This is a genomic window from Brachymonas sp. KE5, assembly GCF_057773645.1.
On record NZ_CM173463.1, the window covers coordinates 1,108,459 to 1,126,263 of the forward strand.

Sequence of the window (17,805 nt, forward strand, 5' to 3'; positions counted from 1 at the left end):
GTTCTCACGTGCAAACGCCCGCTATTGCGGGCGCTTGCATGGTCTGGAGTCGGCGTCTTTTAACGCACCTCCACCCGCACAGGCTCAACGCGGATGCCGGGGTCGACAACCACCGCGCCGCTACCCGTCGAAGGTCCGCAGCGCCCCTGTTTTTTCAACCCTGGAGGGCAGAAGCCGCCCCCTGGCAGACAGTTGCCTTTCTTGGCTTGTCCCGGCGGGCAGTGCGAGCCGTTGCCGGCGCCGTAACTGCCATCGTAGTAGGGATCGCCCAGCGATACTGCGCAACCGCCAAGCAGCAGTAGCGCCGCCAGGGGCAGCGCAGACACAATCGTTTTCATGGTGTGCTCCTTTCCGGTTATGGCTGTATTGTTGCGCCCTTTCCGGAATGTGCTGTAGATCCTTGCAAACCTTGTCGCAGCCTGTATCAGGCCGGCTCGTGAGAGTTGAACACCAGGCAGGGGCCGTTGGCGACTGCGACCTTCTTGGGATCGGAACACTTGGCCAGGTAAAAATCGCGGATCTCGCGCCAGGCATCTTCCGGTGTGTCCACATAGGTGAGCAGGTTCAGATCTTCCGGCGAAATCATGCCTTCCTCGGCCAGCAGCTCCAGGTTGAGCAGTTTCTTCCAGTAGGCACTGTCATACAGCACGATGGGCACCTGGGCCGACTTGCGCGTCTGCACCAGCGTCATCACCTCGAACAGTTCATCCAGCGTGCCGAAACCGCCCGGAAACACCACCAGCGCCACGGCGCGCACCATGAAGTGCATCTTGCGCAGCGCAAAGTAGTGGAACTTGAAGTTCAGGTCCGGGGTGACATAGGGGTTGGACTGCTGCTCGTGCGGCAGCGTGATGTTCAGGCCGATGGTGGGCTCGCCCATTTCGCTGGCGCCGCGGTTGGCCGCTTCCATGATGCCGGGGCCGCCACCCGTGCAGATGTAGACATGGCTCTGGCGCGGCTTGCCCACGCTGTATTCGGCTACCAGGCGGCCGAATTGCCGTGCCGCTTCGTATGACGCTGCACCGCGCCGCCAGCGCTCGGCCTGGGCCAGCGAGGCGGCATCGCCGGTGCGTTCGGCAGCGGCAATGACCTGGGCGGCGAACTCGGGCGAGGGCACGCGTGCACTGCCATAGACGACGACGGTGTGGTCGATCTGCCGGCGCTCCAGCTCCAGCTCGGGCTTGAGCATCTCGATCTGCAGCCGGATGCTGCGCGTTTCGCGCCGCAGCAGGAATTCGGGATCGGCAAAGGCCAGGCGGTTGGATTCGGGGGGAAGGGCGATGCCTTGGTCTGCAAGTTCCTGGAGTTCCTCCCAGGCATGTGCCAGCCGCTGTTCGCTCAGGTTGCCCTTGTTCTTCATAATGTCCTTCTTGTTCCGGGTGTTCCGGCACGCGCCGGCTTGATTTCCAGTGTACACAAACAAAAAAGGCCTCCCGTCACACGGAAAGCCTTTCTTGCCGGGTTGCAGGGCCAGCCTGCAGCGCCATTACACGCGCTTGCGGTATTCGCCGGTGCGGGTGTCGATCTCGATGCGGTCGCCCTGGGCCACGAAGATCGGCACACCGACTTCGAAGCCGGTCGCGATCTTGGCGGGCTTGAGCACCTTGCCGGAGGTGTCGCCCTTGACGGCGGGCTCGGTCCAGGTGATTTCGCGCTCGACGCTGGTGGGCAGTTCGACGGAGATGGCCTTGCCTTCGTAGAACACCACTTCGGCTTCCATGCCTTCTTCCAGGTAGTTCAGGGCGTCGCCCATGTTCTCGGACTCGACTTCGTACTGGTTGTACTCGGTGTCCATCCACACGTACATGGGATCAGCGAAGTAGCTGTAGGTGCACTCTTTCTTGTCGAGCACGATGTTGTCGATCTTGTCGTCAGCCTTGAACACCACTTCGGTGCCGAAGTTGCTCAGCAGGCTCTTGAGCTTCATGCGGACGGTGGCAGCGCCGCGGCCGCCACGGGCGTATTCGGTTTTCAGCACGACCATCGGGTCTTTGCCGTGCATGATCACGTTGCCGGCGCGGATTTCTTGAGCGATTTTCATGTTCAGGTGTATCAGGTTAGTGCCGCATCAAGGCATGCCCGGAGCATGCTGGCGGCGTAGGCCATGGCGGGAATCTGCAGAGGCTCGCGCACGGCTGAAGATGCAGGGTTTTTACTGCAGGCGCTCATTCTAGCCGCAAATGGAGGGGCGAGCCAGCCGCAGCCGCGCGAGGCGCCAATGCCTGATCAGGGTCATGCCGCATCGCGCAGTCCTATTGGCGCGCAGGCACAATAGCGTTTTTGTTTTTTCCTTGTCATTGCCCGCCATGTCCCTGCACGTCGATCTCAAATTGCTGGATGAACGCCTGAAAACGCAAATGCCTGCCTACGCAACGGCCGGCAGCGCGGGCCTCGATTTGCGCGCCTGCCTCGATGCGCCGCTCACCTTGCAACCCAATGCCTGGCAACTGGTGCCCACCGGCATGGCCATCTACCTGCAGGATCCGGGCTATGCAGCCATGATCCTGCCGCGCTCGGGGCTGGGCCACAAGCACGGCATTGTGCTGGGCAACCTGGTCGGCATGATCGACAGCGATTACCAGGGCCAGCTGATGGTAAGCGCCTGGAACCGCACGGACACCGCGTACACCATCGAGCCGATGGAGCGCATTGCACAGCTGGTGATCGTGCCGGTGATGCAGGCGCACTTCAATGTGGTGGACGCATTTGCAGATGTGAGTGCGCGGGGCGAGGGGGGCTACGGTTCTACCGGGCGTTCCTGAGCCAGCGGCTGGCCGACAGCATCTGGCCGAGCTTGTGCTCCAACGGCCAGGGTTCGTCGTGCAGCAGCGCGGCCAGCTGTTCGCCGCAGAGCATGGCAAGCGCCAGCCCGCGTGCGCCCATGCCCGCGCAGAGCGAGATGCCTTCCAGGCCCGGAACAGGCAGCGGCCCGACCACGGGCAGGCGGTCCGGCAGCGTGGTGCGCACGCCGGCCCAGGCACGGGCCTGGCTCTGGGCGAAGGCCGGGGCCAGCGCCTTGCCGGCAGCGGGGTGCAGGATCTGCAGCTTGGCCAGAATCTCGCCCATGTCCCTCTCGCGCGGGCTGGGGTCGGTATCGCCGCGATTGAAGGTTGATCCCGTAATCCACATCGGCCCCTGCCGCTCCGGCGTGGCGTGGGGAATGTGTGCAGCCATGCTGCCCTTGCCGTTGACGGGGAAGGGCGGCAGGGCATCCGGGTGGGGCAGATCGTCCTGCCAGCCCCAGGCAATCTGCCCGCGCAGGGGTTTGAAGGCGATGCCGAACGGCGCGTCCGTGCACGCCGGTTGGCCTGACGCTGCAGCGAGTTGCTGCAGCAGCGCCGAAGAATGGTAGGCCGCCGCAATGACGACATGCCGGGCCTGCGCCAGCACCTGGCCGTCGGCGTCCAGCGCCTGCCAGAGTCCGCTATCCGCGCGCTGCAGGGCGGCGACGCGGCCGTTGCCCTGAAAGCGGATGCCCGGACGCCTGAGCAATGCGGACACCAGTGCTGCCGGCTTGATCCAGGCAGCACCGGGATGCAGGATGGCGGTGATGTCTTGGGGCAAGCAGGCTTGGGCGATGTCTTGCGGGCTGGCGCGGTGCGCCCATTCGCTGCTGGGCCGGAGGGCGCCGGGGGCATCCGGCGCTTGCCAGGCGCGGGCCAGTTTGCTGTCGCCATCCACACAGTGTTCGAGCACACCGCCTTGCGACCATTCCAGGCCCGGCTCCAGCAGCGCCTCGGCACGATGCAGCATGCAGCGTACGCCGGCCCGGCTGATCTGGGAAATGCGCGTGTCGTCGGCCGAGGTGTGCGGCACGACCAGGCCCACGGGCAGGCCGGACGCGCCGGCAGCCGGTGCCGGGCCGGCATCCAGCACGGTGACCTCCCAGCCGCGGCGCGCCAGGCTCCAGGCACTGGCAGCGCCGCTCAGACCTGCGCCGATAACGATGGCAGTTGATGGTACAACGCTGGATCGGGAACTTTCATCTATCCAGTGCGGGCTATAAAAGTATCCATTCGGTTGGCCGTCGGCCGTTTGCCATCCTTTGCTGCGCAGGGCGTGGCGCCAGTCGGCGTCTGTGATGTCGGCAGCATGCACAGCATCCGCGATGTCTGCAGGACAGGATGCGGTGCCGAGATGCAGCCGCGTGCCATGCCGGCTGAGTGCGGCAAGTGCAGCGGCCAGATGTGCTGGCTCAAGCCCGGGCGTGCGGAATAGCCCCGAGCCTGCGTGGATGGAATCGAAAACACCGGTACAGCCTGCCAGTGCCTCGCGCACGGGCACCAGCGCGAGCTGGAGGATCAGCCGCTCATCCTCCAGTGGAAGACGATGCCATCCGGGAATCAGCCCCCACCAGTGCGCCTGCAGCTGCCGGGCCAGCGGTTCCCCATCCGCGCCCAGACGCGCTTCGATGGCACGGGCCACCTCGCTCCATGCTGGAAGCCGGTCGGCTTGCCAGACAAAATGATGGATGCCTGCTGCGGCGCGATGCTGCTGCCACCAATCCAGAAACAGCGCGATGTCCGGTACGGACAGGCAGAGGCTATGGGACATGGGGCAGCAGGGTGTTCAGGCGGGCCTCCGGAGAATCAGGATTCTTCCTGCGTCGGCGGCACGTAGCCTGCGGCCTGGTCGGCGCCGGCGCCGAAGAAGTGGTTTTCCATCTGGCGGGCCAGGTACTGGCGGGCGCGGGCGTCGGCCAGGTTCAGGCGGTTTTCGTTCACCAGCATGGTCTGGTGGCGGATCCAGTCGGCCCAGGCCTGCTTGCTCACGTTGTCGAAAATGCGCTTGCCGAGTTCGCCGGGGTAGGGGGCGCGATCCAGGCCTTCGGCCTCCTTGCCCAGCTTGATGCATTGAACCATGCGAGTCATGGAAACTCCTCAATATGTGTGATTGGCCGCACAGCCGGCCGGATGGGGCATTTTAAGCCGGGCCCGGGCAGCCTTGAGGCGGGCAGGGGCTTGCATCCTGTCGGGAGATGCCTGCAATCAAGGGACAGGCGGGGAAGCCAGTCAGCCGCACAGCCTCGGAACAGGGGAAATCTCAAGGGTTTGTACTTGTATTGACGTTTACGTCAATAGAAGAGTAAGAGGAATGTAAGTGCTAGCATGCACATTGCTTGGTGATGCGGGAAACAACCCGCACAGTATTGAACACACCCCCTAATGCGAGGAGACATATATGACAGCGCAGCCTGGATCGATTGAGTCCGTTTTGGTCGAAAACCGCGTTTTTCCCCCTTCCGAAGCCACCATGGAAGGTGCGCGCATCAAGGGCATGGAAGCCTATCAGGCACTCTGCGACGAAGCAGAAAAAGACTATGAAGGCTTCTGGGCACGCCTGGCGCGCGAAAACGTGGTCTGGACCAAGCCCTTCACCAAGGTGCTGGACGAATCCAACGCGCCGTTCTACAAGTGGTTCGAAGACGGCGAGCTGAACGCTTCCGCCAACTGCCTGGACAAGCACATGGGCACGCCGGTCGAGAACAAGACCGCCATCATCTTCGAAGCCGACGACGGCAAGGTCACCAAGGTCACCTACAAGGAGATGCTGGAGCGCGTCAGCCAGTTTGCCAATGCGCTCAAGGCCGAAGGCGTCAAGAAGGGCGACCGCGTCATCATCTACATGCCGATGACCATCGAGGGCATCGTTGCCATGCAGGCCTGCGCCCGTATCGGCGCCACCCACAGCGTGGTGTTCGGCGGCTTCTCTGCCAAGGCCGTGCACGAGCGCATTGTTGACGCCGGCGCCGTCTGCGTGATCACCTCCAACTACCAGATGCGTGGCGGCAAGGAACTGCCGCTCAAGTCCATCGTGGACGAGGCCCTGGCCGAAGGCGGCACCGAGTGCGTGAAGAGCGTGCTGGTGTTCGAGCGCACGGCCACCCCGTGCAACATGGTCGAAGGCCGTGACAAGACCTTCAGCCAGGTGCTGGAAGGCCAGAGCACCGTGTGCGAGCCGGTGTCCGTGGGCGCGGAGCATCCGCTGTTCGTGCTCTACACCTCCGGTTCCACCGGCAAGCCCAAGGGCGTGCAGCACAGCACCGGCGGCTACATCCTGTGGGCCAACACCACCATGCAGTGGACCTTCGACGTGCGTCCCGAAGACGTGTTCTGGTGCACTGCCGACATCGGCTGGATTACCGGCCACACCTACATTACCTACGGCCCGCTGGCTGCCGGCGCCACGCAGGTGGTGTTCGAGGGCGTGCCCACCTATCCGGACGCTTCCCGCTTCTGGAAGATGATCGAAGCCCACAAGGTCACCATCTTCTACACGGCTCCCACCGCCATCCGCTCGCTGATCAAGGCAGCCGACAGCAACGAGGCCGTCCATCCGAAGAACTTCGACCTGTCCAGCCTGCGTATCCTGGGCAGCGTGGGCGAGCCGATCAACCCCGAAGCCTGGATGTGGTACTACAAGAACATCGGCGGCGAGCGCTGCCCGATCGTGGACACCTTCTGGCAGACCGAAACCGGCGGCCACATGATGACGCCGCTGCCGGGCGCCACGCCGCTGGTGCCGGGTTCCTGCACGCTGCCGCTGCCGGGCATCACGGCTGCCATTGTCGACGAGGCCGGCAATGAGCTGCCCAACGGCTCTGGCGGTATCCTGGTGATCAAGCGTCCCTGGCCGTCCATGATCCGTACCATCTGGGGTGACCCCGAGCGCTTCAAGAAGAGCTACTTCCCCGAAGAACTGCAGGGTGCCTACCTGGCTGGCGACGGCGCCGTGCGCAGCGAAGACCGTGGCTACTTCCGCATCACCGGCCGTATCGACGACGTGCTGAACGTCTCCGGCCACCGCATGGGCACCATGGAAATCGAATCCTGCCTGGTGGCCAAGAGCGACCTGGTGGCCGAAGCTGCCGTGGTGGGCCGTCCCGACGACCTGACCGGCGAAGCCATCTGCGCCTTCGTGGTGCTCAAACAGGGCCGTCCGTCTGCCGAAGAGGCTCCGAAGATCGCCAAGGCGCTGCGCGACTGGGTGGCCCACGAGATCGGCCCCATCGCCAAGCCCAAGGACATCCGCTTCGGCGACAACCTGCCCAAGACCCGCTCCGGCAAGATCATGCGCCGCCTGCTGCGCAGCCTGGCCAAGGGCGAGACCATCACGCAGGATACGTCCACGCTGGAGAACCCGGCGATTCTGGATCAGCTGGGTGATGCCTACTGATCGATGAAGTGCCCATCCCGCCATGCTGTGGCGGGACGGACAATCAGCCACGACAAAGCCACCGCAAGGGTGGCTTTGTCATTCATGGGTTTACTTCAGGCCGAGAATCCACACCGCCAGCCGCCGCGCCTCGGCATCCGTCACTTGAGGGCTGGCCGGCATGGGCACGGCGCCAAAGCTGCCGCTGCCACCGGCACGAATCAACGGCGCGAGCTTGTCGACCGCTGCGGGATCATTGCGGTATTTCTGCGCCACCGACTTGTACGAAGGCCCGACCACGCGGCGCTCCACGGTGTGGCAGGTCATGCAGTTGCGGGAGGTGGCGAGCTTGAGTTCGTCGGCGGCCTGTGCGGGCTGTGCAGCCAGAAGGGTGCCGAATACTGCAGCCATCAGCCAGGCGCTTGCTTGCTTCATGGGGTGACTCCTTGTGGTAATGCCCGTTGCTTCCATTCTAGTGAATCTGCTTCGCTGCATGCAGGAGGTTAGACTAAAGTCTGTCGCAAGCTAGCTGGAGCCCGCATGGAGCCTACTGCCTCGAAGAAGAAATTGCTGATGGCCGCAGCCGTGGGGCTGGCGCTGGTGGCGGGCGGATTCTGGTATTTCAATGGCCGCAGCCAGGGCGAGGATCCGGACACCCTGGTGCTGCAGGGCAATGTGGACATGCGCCAGGTGTCGCTGGCCTTCAATGGCAGTGGGCGCATTGCCAGCCTGCCGGCGCGTGAAGGCGAGCGGGTGCAGCAGGGGCAGTTGCTGGGCGAGCTGGACAGTACCACGCTGGCGTTGCAGGTGAAGCAGTCCGAGGCGCAACTGGCCGCGCGCGAGCAGCTGGTACGCAAGCTCAAGGCAGGCGCGCGCCCGCAGGAGCTGGCGCAGGCCAATGCCAATGTGCGTGCGGCCGAGATCGAGGTGGATCTGGCCGGCAAGCAATTGCGACGCATGCAGCAATCCAATGCCGGCAGTGCCGGCGAAGCGGTCAGCCGTAACGAGATCGATGCGGCGCGTGCACGGCTGGAAATGGCGCAGGCCCGGCGGGATTCCGCGCGGCAGGCCAGTTCCTTGCTGCGTGCCGGGGCGCGCACCGAGGATATTGCCGAAGCATCGGCGCAGACCGATGCGGCCCGGGCGCAGCTTGATCTGCTGCGCCGCAATCTGGAGGACACGCGGCTGCTGGCGCCCAGCGGCGGTGTGATCCGCAGCCGCCTGCAGGAAGTGGGCGACCTGACTTCGCCGCAGAAGCCGGTGTATGCCCTGGCGCTCGATGATGCCAAATGGGTGCGCGTGTATGTGCCCGAGCCGGCACTGGGCAAGGTGCGCGAGGGCATGGCCGCGCGGGTCCGCATCGACAGTGCGCCGCAACAGCCGCTGGCGGGGCGGGTGGGTTATATCGCCTCGGTGGCCGAATTTACGCCCAAGACGGTGCAGACCGAGGAGTTGCGCAGCGCACTGGTGTATGAGGTACGCGTACATGCGCAGGATCCGCAGAACCAGTTGCGGCTGGGCATGCCCGCTACCGTGACGATTGACCTGAAGGGCGCGCCTGGGGTGGCGGCATCCGGAAAGTAAACCCATGACAGCGCAAGCATTGCCCGACTTCGCGCTGGACGTGCGCGGGGTGTACAAGCGCTTTGGCGGCCGCAAGGGCGAGCCCGAAGTGCATGCACTGGCCGACGTGAGCCTGCAGGTGCCGCATGGCAGCCTGGTGGCGCTGGTCGGGCCGGACGGTGCAGGCAAAACCACGCTGCTGCGGCTGGCTGCGGCGCTGATGCCGGCTGATGGGGGCACTTTGCGCGTGCTCGGGCTCGATCCTGTCACGCAGTCGCAGCAGGTGCAGGACCGTATCAGCTACATGCCGCAGCGTTTCGGCCTGTATGAAGATCTGACGGTGCAGGAGAACCTCGATCTGTATGCCGACCTGCACGGGGTGCCGCTGGACGAGCGGCGCCGTCGCTATGAGCGCTTGCTTCACATGACCGACCTGACGCAGTTCACTGCACGGTTGGCGGGCAAGCTCTCGGGTGGCATGAAGCAGAAGCTGGGTCTGGCCTGCACGCTGGTGCGCTCGCCGGAACTGCTGTTGCTGGATGAGCCTACCGTTGGCGTTGATCCGTTGTCGCGCCGCGAGCTGTGGCAGATCGTGCAGCAGCTGGTGCAGGAGGAAAAGCTGAGCGTGGTCATCAGTACCTCCTATCTGGATGAAGCAGAGCGTTGCGAGCAGGTGGTGGTGCTGCATCAGGGGCAGGTGCTGGCGCAGGGCAGTCCCGGCGAGTTGCGCTTGCCGGCGCAGGGGCGTGTGTGGATGGCCAAGCCGCGGCAGGGCTTGCCGGCACGGCTGTTGCAGGCGCAGTTGATGGACTTGTCGGCGACCATGGATGCCGTGCCGCAGGGCGGCGATGTGCGCTGGTTGCGTGCCGATCGGGTGGATATGGAGCGCGGAGTTGCCGGCTTGCCGGTAGTGGCCGTGGAGCGCGTGCCGGAAAGGCTGGAAGATGCCTTCATGCTGATGCTGCGCCACAAGGGGGATGCTGGACACGTTGCGAAGGTGGTCGCTGGCGCACCCGCCGAGTCTGGCGTCGCGCCGGAGCAGGAGTCGTTTTTGAACGGTGTTTCCGCGATGGAGCAACTGGGCGAAGCGGGAGATTCGGGCCCGCATGTACCGCAGCAGACGGGTTCTGCAGTGATCGAAGTGCATGATCTGGTGCGCCGCTTTGGCGATTTCGTTGCGGTGGACCATACGACTTTCGAGGTGCATCGCGGCGAGATATTCGGCCTGCTCGGCCCGAACGGTGCCGGCAAGACCACCACCTTCCGCATGCTCTGTGGCTTGCTGCCAGCCAGCAGTGGCAGCTTGCGTGTGGCAGGTGTGGACCTGCGCACCGCCCGCGCAGAGGCGCGCCGCCACGTCGGCTACGTGGCGCAGAAGTTCTCCCTGTATGGCGACCAGACGGTGCGCGAGAACCTGCAGTTTTTTGGCGGCGCATATCGCCTGTTTGGCGCAGAGCTGCGCCGGCGCATGGCGGCCGTGGTGGAGGAGTTCGGCTTGCAGGTCCAGCTCGACCAGATGGCCGGCAAGCTGCCCGGAGGCTACAAGCAGCGCCTGGCCATGGCCGCGGCGCTGCTGCACCAGCCGGAGATCCTGTTCCTGGATGAAGCCACCAGCGGCGCCGATCCGGCGGCGCGTCGCGACTTCTGGCGCCGCATCACGCGGTTGGCACAGGAGGGCACCACCATCGTGGTGACCACGCATTTCATGGAAGAGGCTGAATACTGCGATCGCATCCTGATCCAGGATGCCGGCAGGATGCTGGCGCTGGGCACTCCTCGCGAGGTACGCGAGCAGGCGGCAGCCGGAGGCGCGGCAGTGAGCGACATGGACAGCGCCTTCATCGCCATCGTCGAGCAGCGGCGCCGCGAGGCGGGACGGCAGGTGGAGGTGGCGGCATGAACGGCTTCTGGCGCCGCATCTGGGCCCTGGTGCGCAAGGAAGTGCGGCAACTGCTGCGCGACCCCGGCAACCTGGGCGTGGGCATGGGCCTGCCCATCATCCTGATCCTGCTGTTCGGCTACGGCCTGTCGATGGATGTGCGCGATGCGCCGGTGGCGGTGGTGCTGCAGGACAGCTCCTCGGCCAGCCAGGAACTGATCGCGGGCCTGGGCGGCAGCCCGATCCTGCATCCGGTGGTGGTGCGCAGCATGGCGCAGGCCGAGCAATTGCTCAATGCCCAGCAGGTGGACGCCATCGTGCAGATTCCGCCGGATTATGCGGCCCGCGCGCAGGCCGGGCAGGGCAGTGCGCAGCTGATCGTCAATGGAGTGGATGCCAACCGCGCGCGGCTGGTGATGGGCTATGTGCACACCGCGCTGTCGCAGGCGGCCTTGCGCCAGCTGGACCGCTCCGGTGCCGATCCCGCCACGCTGCCCGGGCGCATCGGCCAGGCCGGCATCGAGCCGCGCGTCTGGTTCAACGCGGCCAACAGCAGCACCTGGTATCTGGTGCCGGGGCTGGTGGTGATCATCATGACGCTGGTGGGCGCCTTTCTCACCGCGCTGGTAATGGCGCGCGAATGGGAGCGCGGCACGCTGGAGTCGCTGTTCGTCACGCCGGTGCGGCCGATCGAGATCCTGCTGGGCAAGATCATTCCGTATTTCGGCGTTGGCATGGTGGGGCTGGTGCTGTGCATGGGCGCGGCGCGCTGGCTGTTTCATGTGCCGGTGCATGGTTCCTTGCCCATCCTGCTGGGGGTGTCGATGCTGTACCTGCTGGTGGCGCTGGGCATGGGGCTGGTGATTTCGTCGATCACGCGCAGCCAGTTCCTGGCCAGCCAGCTGGCGCTGCTGCTGAGCTTTCTGCCGGCGCTGATGCTGTCGGGTTTTCTGTTCGACCTGCGCAGCGTGCCTACGGTGGTGAGGCTGATCGGCCAGCTGCTGCCGGCGACCTACTACGTGGAGTTGCTCAAGAACCTGTTTCTGGCCGGCAATGTCTGGCCGGTGATTCTGAAAAACTCGGCGGTGCTGGCAGGCTATGCCGCGCTGTTCCTGCTGCTGGCGCTGCGCCATACGCGCAAGCAACTGAAGGGATAGAGCCATGCGTGACTGGATACTGTCTCTGCTTTACCTGTGCCGCAAGGAGCTGCTGGCCATCGTCAAGGATCCGCGCAGCCGGCTGCTGCTGTTCATGCCGGTGATCGTGCAATCGCTGCTGTTCGGCTACGTGGCCACCTACGACATCACGCGCGCCAGCTACGCCTTGCTGGATGAAAGCCGCAGTGCCGAATCGGCGGCGCTGGTGGCGCGCTTCGAGGGCGGCGGCACCTTTGTGCGCACCGAAAATCTCGCCAATGCCAACGCCATCGCCGATGCGATCACCGACGAGCGCGTGATGCTGGTCCTGCACATCGGCCCGCGCTTTGCCCAGCAACTGCATGCGGGCGAGACGGCGCCGGTGCAGCTGATTCTGGACGGCCGCAACAGCAACACGGCGGCGGTCGCCATGGGCTACGCGCAGGCGGCGGTGCAGTCCTTCAATGCGCAGTGGCGGCAGGACCATGGCGGTGTGGCCGAGCCCTTGCGCATCGAGACGCGTGCCTGGTTCAACCCGCAACTGGAAACGCGCTGGCAGTTTCTGCCGGGACTGATTGCCACGCTCAGCATCCTGCAGACCTTGCTGCTCACAGCCATGTCGGTGGCGCGCGAACGCGAGCAGGGTACCTTCGATCAGCTGCTGGTCACGCCGCTATCGCCCGCGCAGATCATGATCGGCAAGGCCGTGCCGCCGGTGCTGGCGGGCATGATGCAGGCGATTCTGGTGGTGCTGATCTCGCGCTTCTGGTTCCAGGTGCCGATGGCCGGCAGTCCGGTGGTGCTGCTGCTGGGCGTGTTCCTGTTTACCCTGGCCAGCGTGGGTATCGGGCTGGCGCTGTCTGCGTTCTCGGCCAATATGCAGCAGGCCATGCTGTATACCTTCCTGCTGATCCTGCCGATGATCATGCTGTCGGGGCTGGCCACGCCCATCCGCAACATGCCGGAGGCGATGCAGACGCTCACCCTGATCAATCCGGTACGCTATGCGATCGAGCTGATCCAGCGGGTGTATCTGGAAGGGGCGGGGCTGGCGGCCGTGTGGCGCGATATCTGGCCGCTGATGCTGATGGCTGTGTTGACCTTGCCGGGGGCGGCCTGGTTGTTCCGGCACCGGATGCAGTGAGGTATTGCACGGTCAGATGACAAGCGCAGCCCGAATCCAGCGTGTGTGGTTCCGCTGGATTCGGACGGTAGTCAGAGGCATGAAACAAAAAGGGCCGTCCCAAGACGACCCTCTCCTGCGGCTTTCAATAGGCCATCAGCCCTGTTGCGCAGCCTCCAGGTGGTACTGCTGCACGCGCTCCACCTCGTTCTTGCTGCCCAGAATCACGCTCACGCGCTCGTGCAGCGCGCCGGGCTGCACATCCAGAATGCGCTGCTGACCGTTCACCGCGGCGCCGCCGGCCTGTTCCACCAGCCAGCTCATGGGGTTGGCTTCGTACAGCAGGCGCAGCTTGCCCGGCTTGGAGGGCTCGCGCTTGTCCCAGGGGTACATGAAGATGCCGCCACGGGTCAGGATACGGTGCACATCGGCCACCATGCTGGCCACCCAGCGCATGTTGAAATCCTTGCCGCGCGGGCCTTCCTTGCCCTGCAGGCATTCGTCGATGTAGCGCTTGACCGGGGCATCCCAGTGGCGCATGTTGCTCATGTTGATGGAGAACTCTTTGGTGTCTTCCGGAATCTTCACGCAGTCCTGGGTCAGCACGAAGCTGCCCAGTTCGGTATCGAGCGTGAACATGGCCACGCCGTCACCCACAGTCAGCACCAGCGTGGTTTGCGGGCCGTACACGCAGTAGCCGGCGGCGACCTGCTGATTACCGCACTGCAGGAAATCCTTCTCGCACACCGGGTCGATCAGGGTGGGATCATCATGGTGCTTCTTGAACACCGAGAAAATGGTGCCGATGCTCACGTTCACGTCGATGTTGCTGGAGCCGTCCAGCGGATCGAACATGAGCAGGTATTCGCCCTGCGGGAAGCGGTTGGGCACCACGTAGATGCTGTCCATTTCCTCGGAAGCCATGGCCGCCAGGTGGCCGCCCCATTCGTTGGCCTCGATCAGCACCTCGTTGGCGATGATGTCGAGCTTCTTCTGCACCTCGCCCTGCACGTTCTCGCTGTCGGCCGTGCCCAGCACCTCGCCCAGCGCACCCTTGTTGACGGCATGGCTGATGCGCTTGCAGGCGCGTGCCACCACTTCGAGCAGCAGGCGCAACTCGGCTGGGATGCGATTGTGCAGGCGTTGTTGTTCGACCAGATAGCGGGTCAGACTGATGCGTGAGGGCATGGAGAACTCGTTTCAGGTTGGTATAAACCCTCCGATTATAAATTTTCCCCACGGCGTGCGGCATGGTAGCTGCCGTCACCGCGCTGGATCACGCGGTCCTGCGGCAACACCATGCCGGGCGCATATTCCGGCCCTTCGCCCAGGCGCTGGTAGAGCGGCTCGAAATCCACATCGGCCAGGTGCAGCAGGTCGTCCAGACTGTCGAGCACGAAGTAGCTTTCCTGGAAATCGTCGATGCGGTAATTGGTGCGCATCACGCGTTCCAGCTCGAAGCCGATGCGGTTGGGCGAGGGGCTTTGCACGGCAAACCGGCTTTCGGTAAAGGACGAGGCGATACCGGCGCCATAGATGCGCGGCGCGCCTTCCTGCATGACCAGGCCGAACTCCACCGTATACCAGTACAACCGCGCCAGTTGCGGCAGCTTGCCGAGGCTTTGCGCGCGCAGGCCGCCCTGACCGTAGGCCTGGATAAAGTCTGCCATCACCGGGTGCATCAGCATGGGCACATGGCCGAACACGTCGTGGAACACATCGGGCTCTTCCAGATAGTCCAGCTCGTCCGGCTTGCGGATGAAGTTGCCGGATGGAAAACGCCGGTTGGCCAGGTGGTCGAAAAATACATCGTCCGGCACCAGACCCGGCACGGCCACGATCTGCCAGCCGGTCTTGCGCATCAGCACCTCGCTCAGGCGGCGGAAATCGGGGATGCGGTCGGGCTCGAGTGGCAGGGCGCGCATGCCTTGCACGAAGGCATCGCAGGCCAGTTCAGGCAGCAGGCGCGTCTGACGCTCGAACAGGGTCTTCCAGACGGCGTGCTCGGCTTCGGTATAGGCCGACCAGCCCTGGTCGATGGTCCAGTCGGCACTGGGGGGTGCAGCGGCATCGCCGGCGGCCAGGCCGTGCTTGGTGCGCACGGGTTCGGCACCGGAATAGCTTGCGGGTCGGGGCTCCATCATGGCAAGCCTCCAGGAAAGAGGGACTCAGTTCATCAGGCGGGCAGCAACTGCCGTGCCAGGCCATCCGCAATGCGGGCCAGCGTCACGTCGCGCTCGGTCAGGCCGCCCGCGTCGTGCGTGGTCAGCACAATATCCACGCGGTTGTAGACATTGCTCCACTCGGGATGGTGGTTCATCTTCTCGGCGTGCAGCGCCAGTTGGGTCATGAAACCGAAGGCCTGCACGAAGTCCGCAAACACGAAGCTGCGGCTCAGGCAGCCGCCGCGCTCGGAGCTGTAGCTCCAGTCGGGCAGGGCGGCGGAAGCGATCTGGTCGGTGGTCAGGGGTTGCATGGCGTACTCCTCATACTGGGTTTCAGGCAGTGGCTTTTTCGCCGACCACTCCACGCTGGATCTGGTCGCGTTCGATGGACTCGAACAGGGCCTTGAAGTTGCCCTCGCCAAAGCCTTCGTCGCCCTTGCGCTGGATGAACTCGAAGAACACCGGGCCGCCGAACTGCGTCTGCGAGAAGATCTGCAGCAGCAGGCGGCGCTGGCCTTCGCCCGTGCTGCCATCGAGCAGAATGCCGCGAGCCTGCAGCTCGGCCGGGTTTTCGCCGTGGCCGGGCAGGCGCTCGTCCAGCATCTGGTAGTAGGTGGCGGGCGGGGCCGTCATCAGCTCCACGCCGGCCTTGCGCAGCGCGTCCACGCTGGGCAGCAGGTCGTCCGTCAGCAGGGCGATGTGCTGGATTCCCTCGCCGTTGAACTGCATCAGGAATTCCTCGATCTGGCCGCCGCCCTTGGACGATTCCTCGTTCAGCGGAATACGGATCAGGCCGTCCGGCGCCGTCATGGCCTTGGAGGTCAGGCCGGTGTATTCGCCCTTGATGTCAAAGTAGCGGATCTCGCGGAAGTTGAACAGCTTCTCGTAGAACTTGGCCCAGTATTCCATGCGGCCGCGGTACACGTTGTGCGTCAGGTGGTCGATCAGGCGGAAGCCATGGCCCTTCGGATGGCGGTCGACGCCTTCATGGAAGACGAAGTCGATGTCGTAGATGGATTTGCCATCCTCGAAGCGGTCGATCAGATAGAGCGGGGCGCCACCAATGCCCTTGATGGCAGGCAGCTTCAGCTCCATCGGGCCGGTAGGAATGTCCACCGGCTGCGCGCCCAGCTCCAGCGCGCGCTGGTAGGCGTGGTGCGAATCCTTCACGCGGAAGGCCATGCCGCAGGCGCTGGCGCCATGCTCGGCGGCGAAATAGGCGCCGACGCTGCGCGGTTCGCGGTTGACGATGAAGTTGATGTCACCCTGGCGGTACAGCACCACATCCTTGGAGCGGTGTTTCGCCACTTCGGTAAATCCCATGCTCTCCAGCACGGGCTCGATCACGCCCGGCGTGGGCGATGCGAACTCCACGAATTCGAACCCCATCAGGCCCATCGGGTTGTCGAAAAGATCTGCCATTGTTGTCTCCTGCTTTTGTGTTTTGCCTAGTGTGCATGCGTCTGGCGATGCGAATGGGTGGCATTCGCTGCACGAACCTATGCACTGTAGGGGTATGGGCGCGCAGGATTGTTGCAAAATCCATCGTGAATGCTGTGCGGATTGCAGATTTCCTGCATAATTCGTCGTATGGGCAACGAATCCGATATCGACAATATCGACAGGCGCATTCTTCGTGCACTGCAGCAAGACGGGCGCATGACCTTCGATCAGCTTGCAGAGCAGGTGCAACTGTCGCCTTCGGCCGCCTTGCGCCGCGTGCGCAAGCTGGAGGAGGGCGGTGCCATCGACGGCTACGTGGCCGTGCTGGATCCGGCCCGCGTCGGTCTGGGCCTGACCGCCTATCTCAACGTGCGCATCGCCCGCCAGCCCGACAGCCAGCGGCGCGACCCGATGGAATCCTTCCGCGCTGCCGTGCAGACCTGGCCGGAGGTGGTCGAATGCGCGGCGCTCTCGGGCGAAATGGACTATCTGTTGCGCGTGGTGGTGGCCGACATGCAGCACTATTCCCGCTTCGTGCTGGAAACCCTGCTCAAGCATCCCAGCGTGCAGGATTGCCGTACCAGCTTCGTGCTGGACTGGGTCAAGCGCACCACGGCACTGCCGGTGTGAGTGGCGGCCTTGACAGCTAGGTACGAAAGATGTAAAATTTAAAGATACCGCGTATTGCAGCGCCGATTGAGGCGGCATGCAAGCGGTGTGCCGCGCCATTGCGCGCATGAACCACAGATCGGGAAGCGCCACCTTCTCCATCCGTTTGGCGCGTTTCACGCACCGCCAACCCTGATTCCGCACACCGTCGCGCGCCGGCCCTGCACCACGCATTGCTGCAGCGGCCATCATGTGTTTACCCGTTTTTCCATTGGCTGCCTGCAATTCGGCTGAGAGCGGCAATGGATGGTTTTCGCCGGCCCGTGCCCACAAAGCGCTGCCCGGCCAGTTTTCAAGCATAGGCAAGGAGGTAACTATGGCCAAGGAAGATTTGATCGAGATGGAAGGCAAGGTCGACGAGGTCCTGCCCGATTCGCGCTATCGCGTCACGCTGGAAAATGGTCACCCCATCATTGCCTACTCCAGCGGCAAGATGCGCAAGCACCACATCCGCATTCTGGCAGGCGATACCGTGCTGCTGGAGCTGTCGCCCTACGATCTGGACAAGGGCCGCATCACCTTCCGTCGCCTGGAGCCGCGCTCCGGTGGTGGCGGTGGCGCTCCGCGTCGTCGTTGATCGCTTCAGCGCAGGGATACACTGCGCAAGCAAATGGCCCGAAAAATTCCGGGCCATTTTTTTTCAGGTTTCCAGCCATGGCTGGCTTGACGCCA

General features: G+C 64.2%; 18 protein-coding genes. 8 read left to right on the forward strand and 10 right to left on the reverse strand.

The features are described 5' to 3' along the window. Window positions 1-59 precede the first annotated feature (59 nt). From ACX36O_RS05340 to efp, 3 genes are all read right to left on the reverse strand, one after another. Window positions 60-338: a hypothetical protein gene (locus ACX36O_RS05340; protein WP_213362830.1), complete on the reverse strand. Its 279-nt coding sequence runs from the start codon at window positions 336-338 to the stop codon at window positions 60-62. An 86-nt stretch (window positions 339-424) separates the two neighbouring features. Then, the gene (locus ACX36O_RS05345) at window positions 425-1,360 is read right to left on the reverse strand and encodes an LOG family protein (protein ID WP_213360307.1); all 936 of its coding nucleotides are present in this window, start codon (window positions 1,358-1,360) and stop codon (window positions 425-427) included. Window positions 1,361-1,486: 126 nt separating this feature from the next. After that, on the reverse strand, window positions 1,487-2,041 hold the full coding sequence (gene efp / locus ACX36O_RS05350; protein ID WP_091816406.1) for an elongation factor P: 555 nt from the start codon (window positions 2,039-2,041) through the stop codon (window positions 1,487-1,489). Between the two features lie 265 nt (window positions 2,042-2,306). Here efp and dut point away from each other — a divergent pair, with 265 nt between their 5' ends. After that, window positions 2,307-2,762: a dUTP diphosphatase gene (gene dut, locus ACX36O_RS05355; RefSeq protein WP_488360164.1), complete on the forward strand. Its 456-nt coding sequence runs from the start codon at window positions 2,307-2,309 to the stop codon at window positions 2,760-2,762. Here dut and mnmC1 read toward each other — a convergent pair. Both mnmC1 and ACX36O_RS05365 read right to left on the reverse strand, forming a co-directional pair. Next, complete coding sequence (gene mnmC1 / locus ACX36O_RS05360) at window positions 2,746-4,554, reverse strand: FAD-dependent 5-carboxymethylaminomethyl-2-thiouridine(34) oxidoreductase MnmC1 (RefSeq protein WP_488360165.1); 1,809 nt, start codon at window positions 4,552-4,554, stop codon at window positions 2,746-2,748. The genes dut and mnmC1 overlap by 17 nt on opposite strands. A gap of 35 nt (window positions 4,555-4,589) precedes the next feature. Then, a complete protein-coding gene (locus ACX36O_RS05365) occupies window positions 4,590-4,871 on the reverse strand; it encodes an oxidative damage protection protein (protein WP_213360310.1) in 282 nt (93 codons plus the stop codon). A gap of 310 nt (window positions 4,872-5,181) precedes the next feature. Here ACX36O_RS05365 and acs point away from each other — a divergent pair, with 310 nt between their 5' ends. Continuing rightward, complete coding sequence (acs, locus tag ACX36O_RS05370; protein ID WP_488360166.1) at window positions 5,182-7,176, forward strand: acetate--CoA ligase; 1,995 nt, start codon at window positions 5,182-5,184, stop codon at window positions 7,174-7,176. A 90-nt stretch (window positions 7,177-7,266) separates the two neighbouring features. On the opposite strand, the gene ACX36O_RS05375 is transcribed toward acs, so the two are convergent. After that, window positions 7,267-7,590 (reverse strand): c-type cytochrome, encoded by a 324-nt coding sequence (locus tag ACX36O_RS05375; protein ID WP_213360315.1) that lies wholly within the window; start codon window positions 7,588-7,590, stop codon window positions 7,267-7,269. 105 nt (window positions 7,591-7,695) lie between these two features. Between ACX36O_RS05375 and ACX36O_RS05380 the strand changes: the two genes are divergently transcribed. The 4 genes from ACX36O_RS05380 to ACX36O_RS05395 are packed head-to-tail and all read left to right on the forward strand — an operon-like array spanning window position 7,696 to window position 12,877. After that, complete coding sequence (locus ACX36O_RS05380; RefSeq protein ID WP_488360167.1) at window positions 7,696-8,739, forward strand: HlyD family secretion protein; 1,044 nt, start codon at window positions 7,696-7,698, stop codon at window positions 8,737-8,739. Window positions 8,740-8,743: 4 nt separating this feature from the next. Beyond that, the gene (locus tag ACX36O_RS05385; protein WP_488360168.1) at window positions 8,744-10,618 is read left to right on the forward strand and encodes an ATP-binding cassette domain-containing protein; all 1,875 of its coding nucleotides are present in this window, start codon (window positions 8,744-8,746) and stop codon (window positions 10,616-10,618) included. Continuing rightward, a complete protein-coding gene (locus ACX36O_RS05390) occupies window positions 10,615-11,754 on the forward strand; it encodes an ABC transporter permease (RefSeq protein WP_488360169.1) in 1,140 nt (379 codons plus the stop codon). The genes ACX36O_RS05385 and ACX36O_RS05390 overlap by 4 nt, the downstream gene beginning before the upstream one ends. A 4-nt stretch (window positions 11,755-11,758) precedes the next feature. After that, window positions 11,759-12,877, forward strand: a complete 1,119-nt coding sequence (locus ACX36O_RS05395; RefSeq protein ID WP_488360170.1) for an ABC transporter permease — start codon at window positions 11,759-11,761, stop codon at window positions 12,875-12,877. Between the two features lie 135 nt (window positions 12,878-13,012). On the opposite strand, the gene ACX36O_RS05400 is transcribed toward ACX36O_RS05395, so the two are convergent. From ACX36O_RS05400 to hppD, 4 genes are read right to left on the reverse strand one after another with little or no spacing between them, the layout of a single operon-like run. Continuing rightward, window positions 13,013-14,044 (reverse strand): class 1 fructose-bisphosphatase, encoded by a 1,032-nt coding sequence (locus tag ACX36O_RS05400; RefSeq protein ID WP_371698788.1) that lies wholly within the window; start codon window positions 14,042-14,044, stop codon window positions 13,013-13,015. 35 nt (window positions 14,045-14,079) lie between these two features. Next, window positions 14,080-15,000, reverse strand: coding sequence for a phenylalanine 4-monooxygenase (gene phhA / locus ACX36O_RS05405; protein WP_371699208.1), 921 nt, complete (start codon window positions 14,998-15,000; stop codon window positions 14,080-14,082). A 32-nt stretch (window positions 15,001-15,032) separates the two neighbouring features. Further along, window positions 15,033-15,332 carry a 4a-hydroxytetrahydrobiopterin dehydratase gene (locus ACX36O_RS05410; protein WP_213360325.1) on the reverse strand — a complete coding sequence of 100 codons (300 nt, stop codon included), beginning with the start codon at window positions 15,330-15,332 and terminating at the stop codon, window positions 15,033-15,035. A 22-nt stretch (window positions 15,333-15,354) separates the two neighbouring features. Next, on the reverse strand, window positions 15,355-16,443 hold the full coding sequence (hppD, locus tag ACX36O_RS05415) for a 4-hydroxyphenylpyruvate dioxygenase (RefSeq protein ID WP_213360327.1): 1,089 nt from the start codon (window positions 16,441-16,443) through the stop codon (window positions 15,355-15,357). Between the two features lie 168 nt (window positions 16,444-16,611). Between hppD and ACX36O_RS05420 the strand changes: the two genes are divergently transcribed. Both ACX36O_RS05420 and infA read left to right on the forward strand, forming a co-directional pair. After that, entirely contained in the window at window positions 16,612-17,094 is a 483-nt protein-coding gene (locus ACX36O_RS05420) for an Lrp/AsnC family transcriptional regulator (RefSeq protein ID WP_213360329.1), read from the forward strand. A gap of 355 nt (window positions 17,095-17,449) precedes the next feature. After that, window positions 17,450-17,710: a translation initiation factor IF-1 gene (gene infA / locus ACX36O_RS05425; protein ID WP_213360331.1), complete on the forward strand. Its 261-nt coding sequence runs from the start codon at window positions 17,450-17,452 to the stop codon at window positions 17,708-17,710. The last annotated feature ends 95 nt before the right edge of the window (window positions 17,711-17,805 follow it).

Bases quoted from the DNA above. Each gene is read 5' to 3' on its own strand.
- mnmC1 (WP_488360165.1), bottom strand. From the start codon at position 4,554: ATGTCCCATAGCCTCTGCCTGTCCGTACCGGACATCGCGCTGTTTCTG.
- phhA (WP_371699208.1), bottom strand. From the start codon at position 15,000: ATGATGGAGCCCCGACCCGCAAGCTATTCCGGTGCCGAACCCGTGCGC.
- ACX36O_RS05340 (WP_213362830.1), bottom strand. From the start codon at position 338: ATGAAAACGATTGTGTCTGCGCTGCCCCTGGCGGCGCTACTGCTGCTT.
- ACX36O_RS05395 (WP_488360170.1), top strand. From the start codon at position 11,759: ATGCGTGACTGGATACTGTCTCTGCTTTACCTGTGCCGCAAGGAGCTG.
- acs (WP_488360166.1), top strand. From the start codon at position 5,182: ATGACAGCGCAGCCTGGATCGATTGAGTCCGTTTTGGTCGAAAACCGC.
- hppD (WP_213360327.1), bottom strand. From the start codon at position 16,443: ATGGCAGATCTTTTCGACAACCCGATGGGCCTGATGGGGTTCGAATTC.
- ACX36O_RS05365 (WP_213360310.1), bottom strand. From the start codon at position 4,871: ATGACTCGCATGGTTCAATGCATCAAGCTGGGCAAGGAGGCCGAAGGC.
- ACX36O_RS05420 (WP_213360329.1), top strand. From the start codon at position 16,612: ATGGGCAACGAATCCGATATCGACAATATCGACAGGCGCATTCTTCGT.
- infA (WP_213360331.1), top strand. From the start codon at position 17,450: ATGGCCAAGGAAGATTTGATCGAGATGGAAGGCAAGGTCGACGAGGTC.
- ACX36O_RS05380 (WP_488360167.1), top strand. From the start codon at position 7,696: ATGGAGCCTACTGCCTCGAAGAAGAAATTGCTGATGGCCGCAGCCGTG.
- ACX36O_RS05410 (WP_213360325.1), bottom strand. From the start codon at position 15,332: ATGCAACCCCTGACCACCGACCAGATCGCTTCCGCCGCCCTGCCCGAC.
- ACX36O_RS05390 (WP_488360169.1), top strand. From the start codon at position 10,615: ATGAACGGCTTCTGGCGCCGCATCTGGGCCCTGGTGCGCAAGGAAGTG.
- ACX36O_RS05345 (WP_213360307.1), bottom strand. From the start codon at position 1,360: ATGAAGAACAAGGGCAACCTGAGCGAACAGCGGCTGGCACATGCCTGG.
- ACX36O_RS05385 (WP_488360168.1), top strand. From the start codon at position 8,744: ATGACAGCGCAAGCATTGCCCGACTTCGCGCTGGACGTGCGCGGGGTG.
- dut (WP_488360164.1), top strand. From the start codon at position 2,307: ATGTCCCTGCACGTCGATCTCAAATTGCTGGATGAACGCCTGAAAACG.
- ACX36O_RS05375 (WP_213360315.1), bottom strand. From the start codon at position 7,590: ATGAAGCAAGCAAGCGCCTGGCTGATGGCTGCAGTATTCGGCACCCTT.
- efp (WP_091816406.1), bottom strand. From the start codon at position 2,041: ATGAAAATCGCTCAAGAAATCCGCGCCGGCAACGTGATCATGCACGGC.
- ACX36O_RS05400 (WP_371698788.1), bottom strand. From the start codon at position 14,044: ATGCCCTCACGCATCAGTCTGACCCGCTATCTGGTCGAACAACAACGC.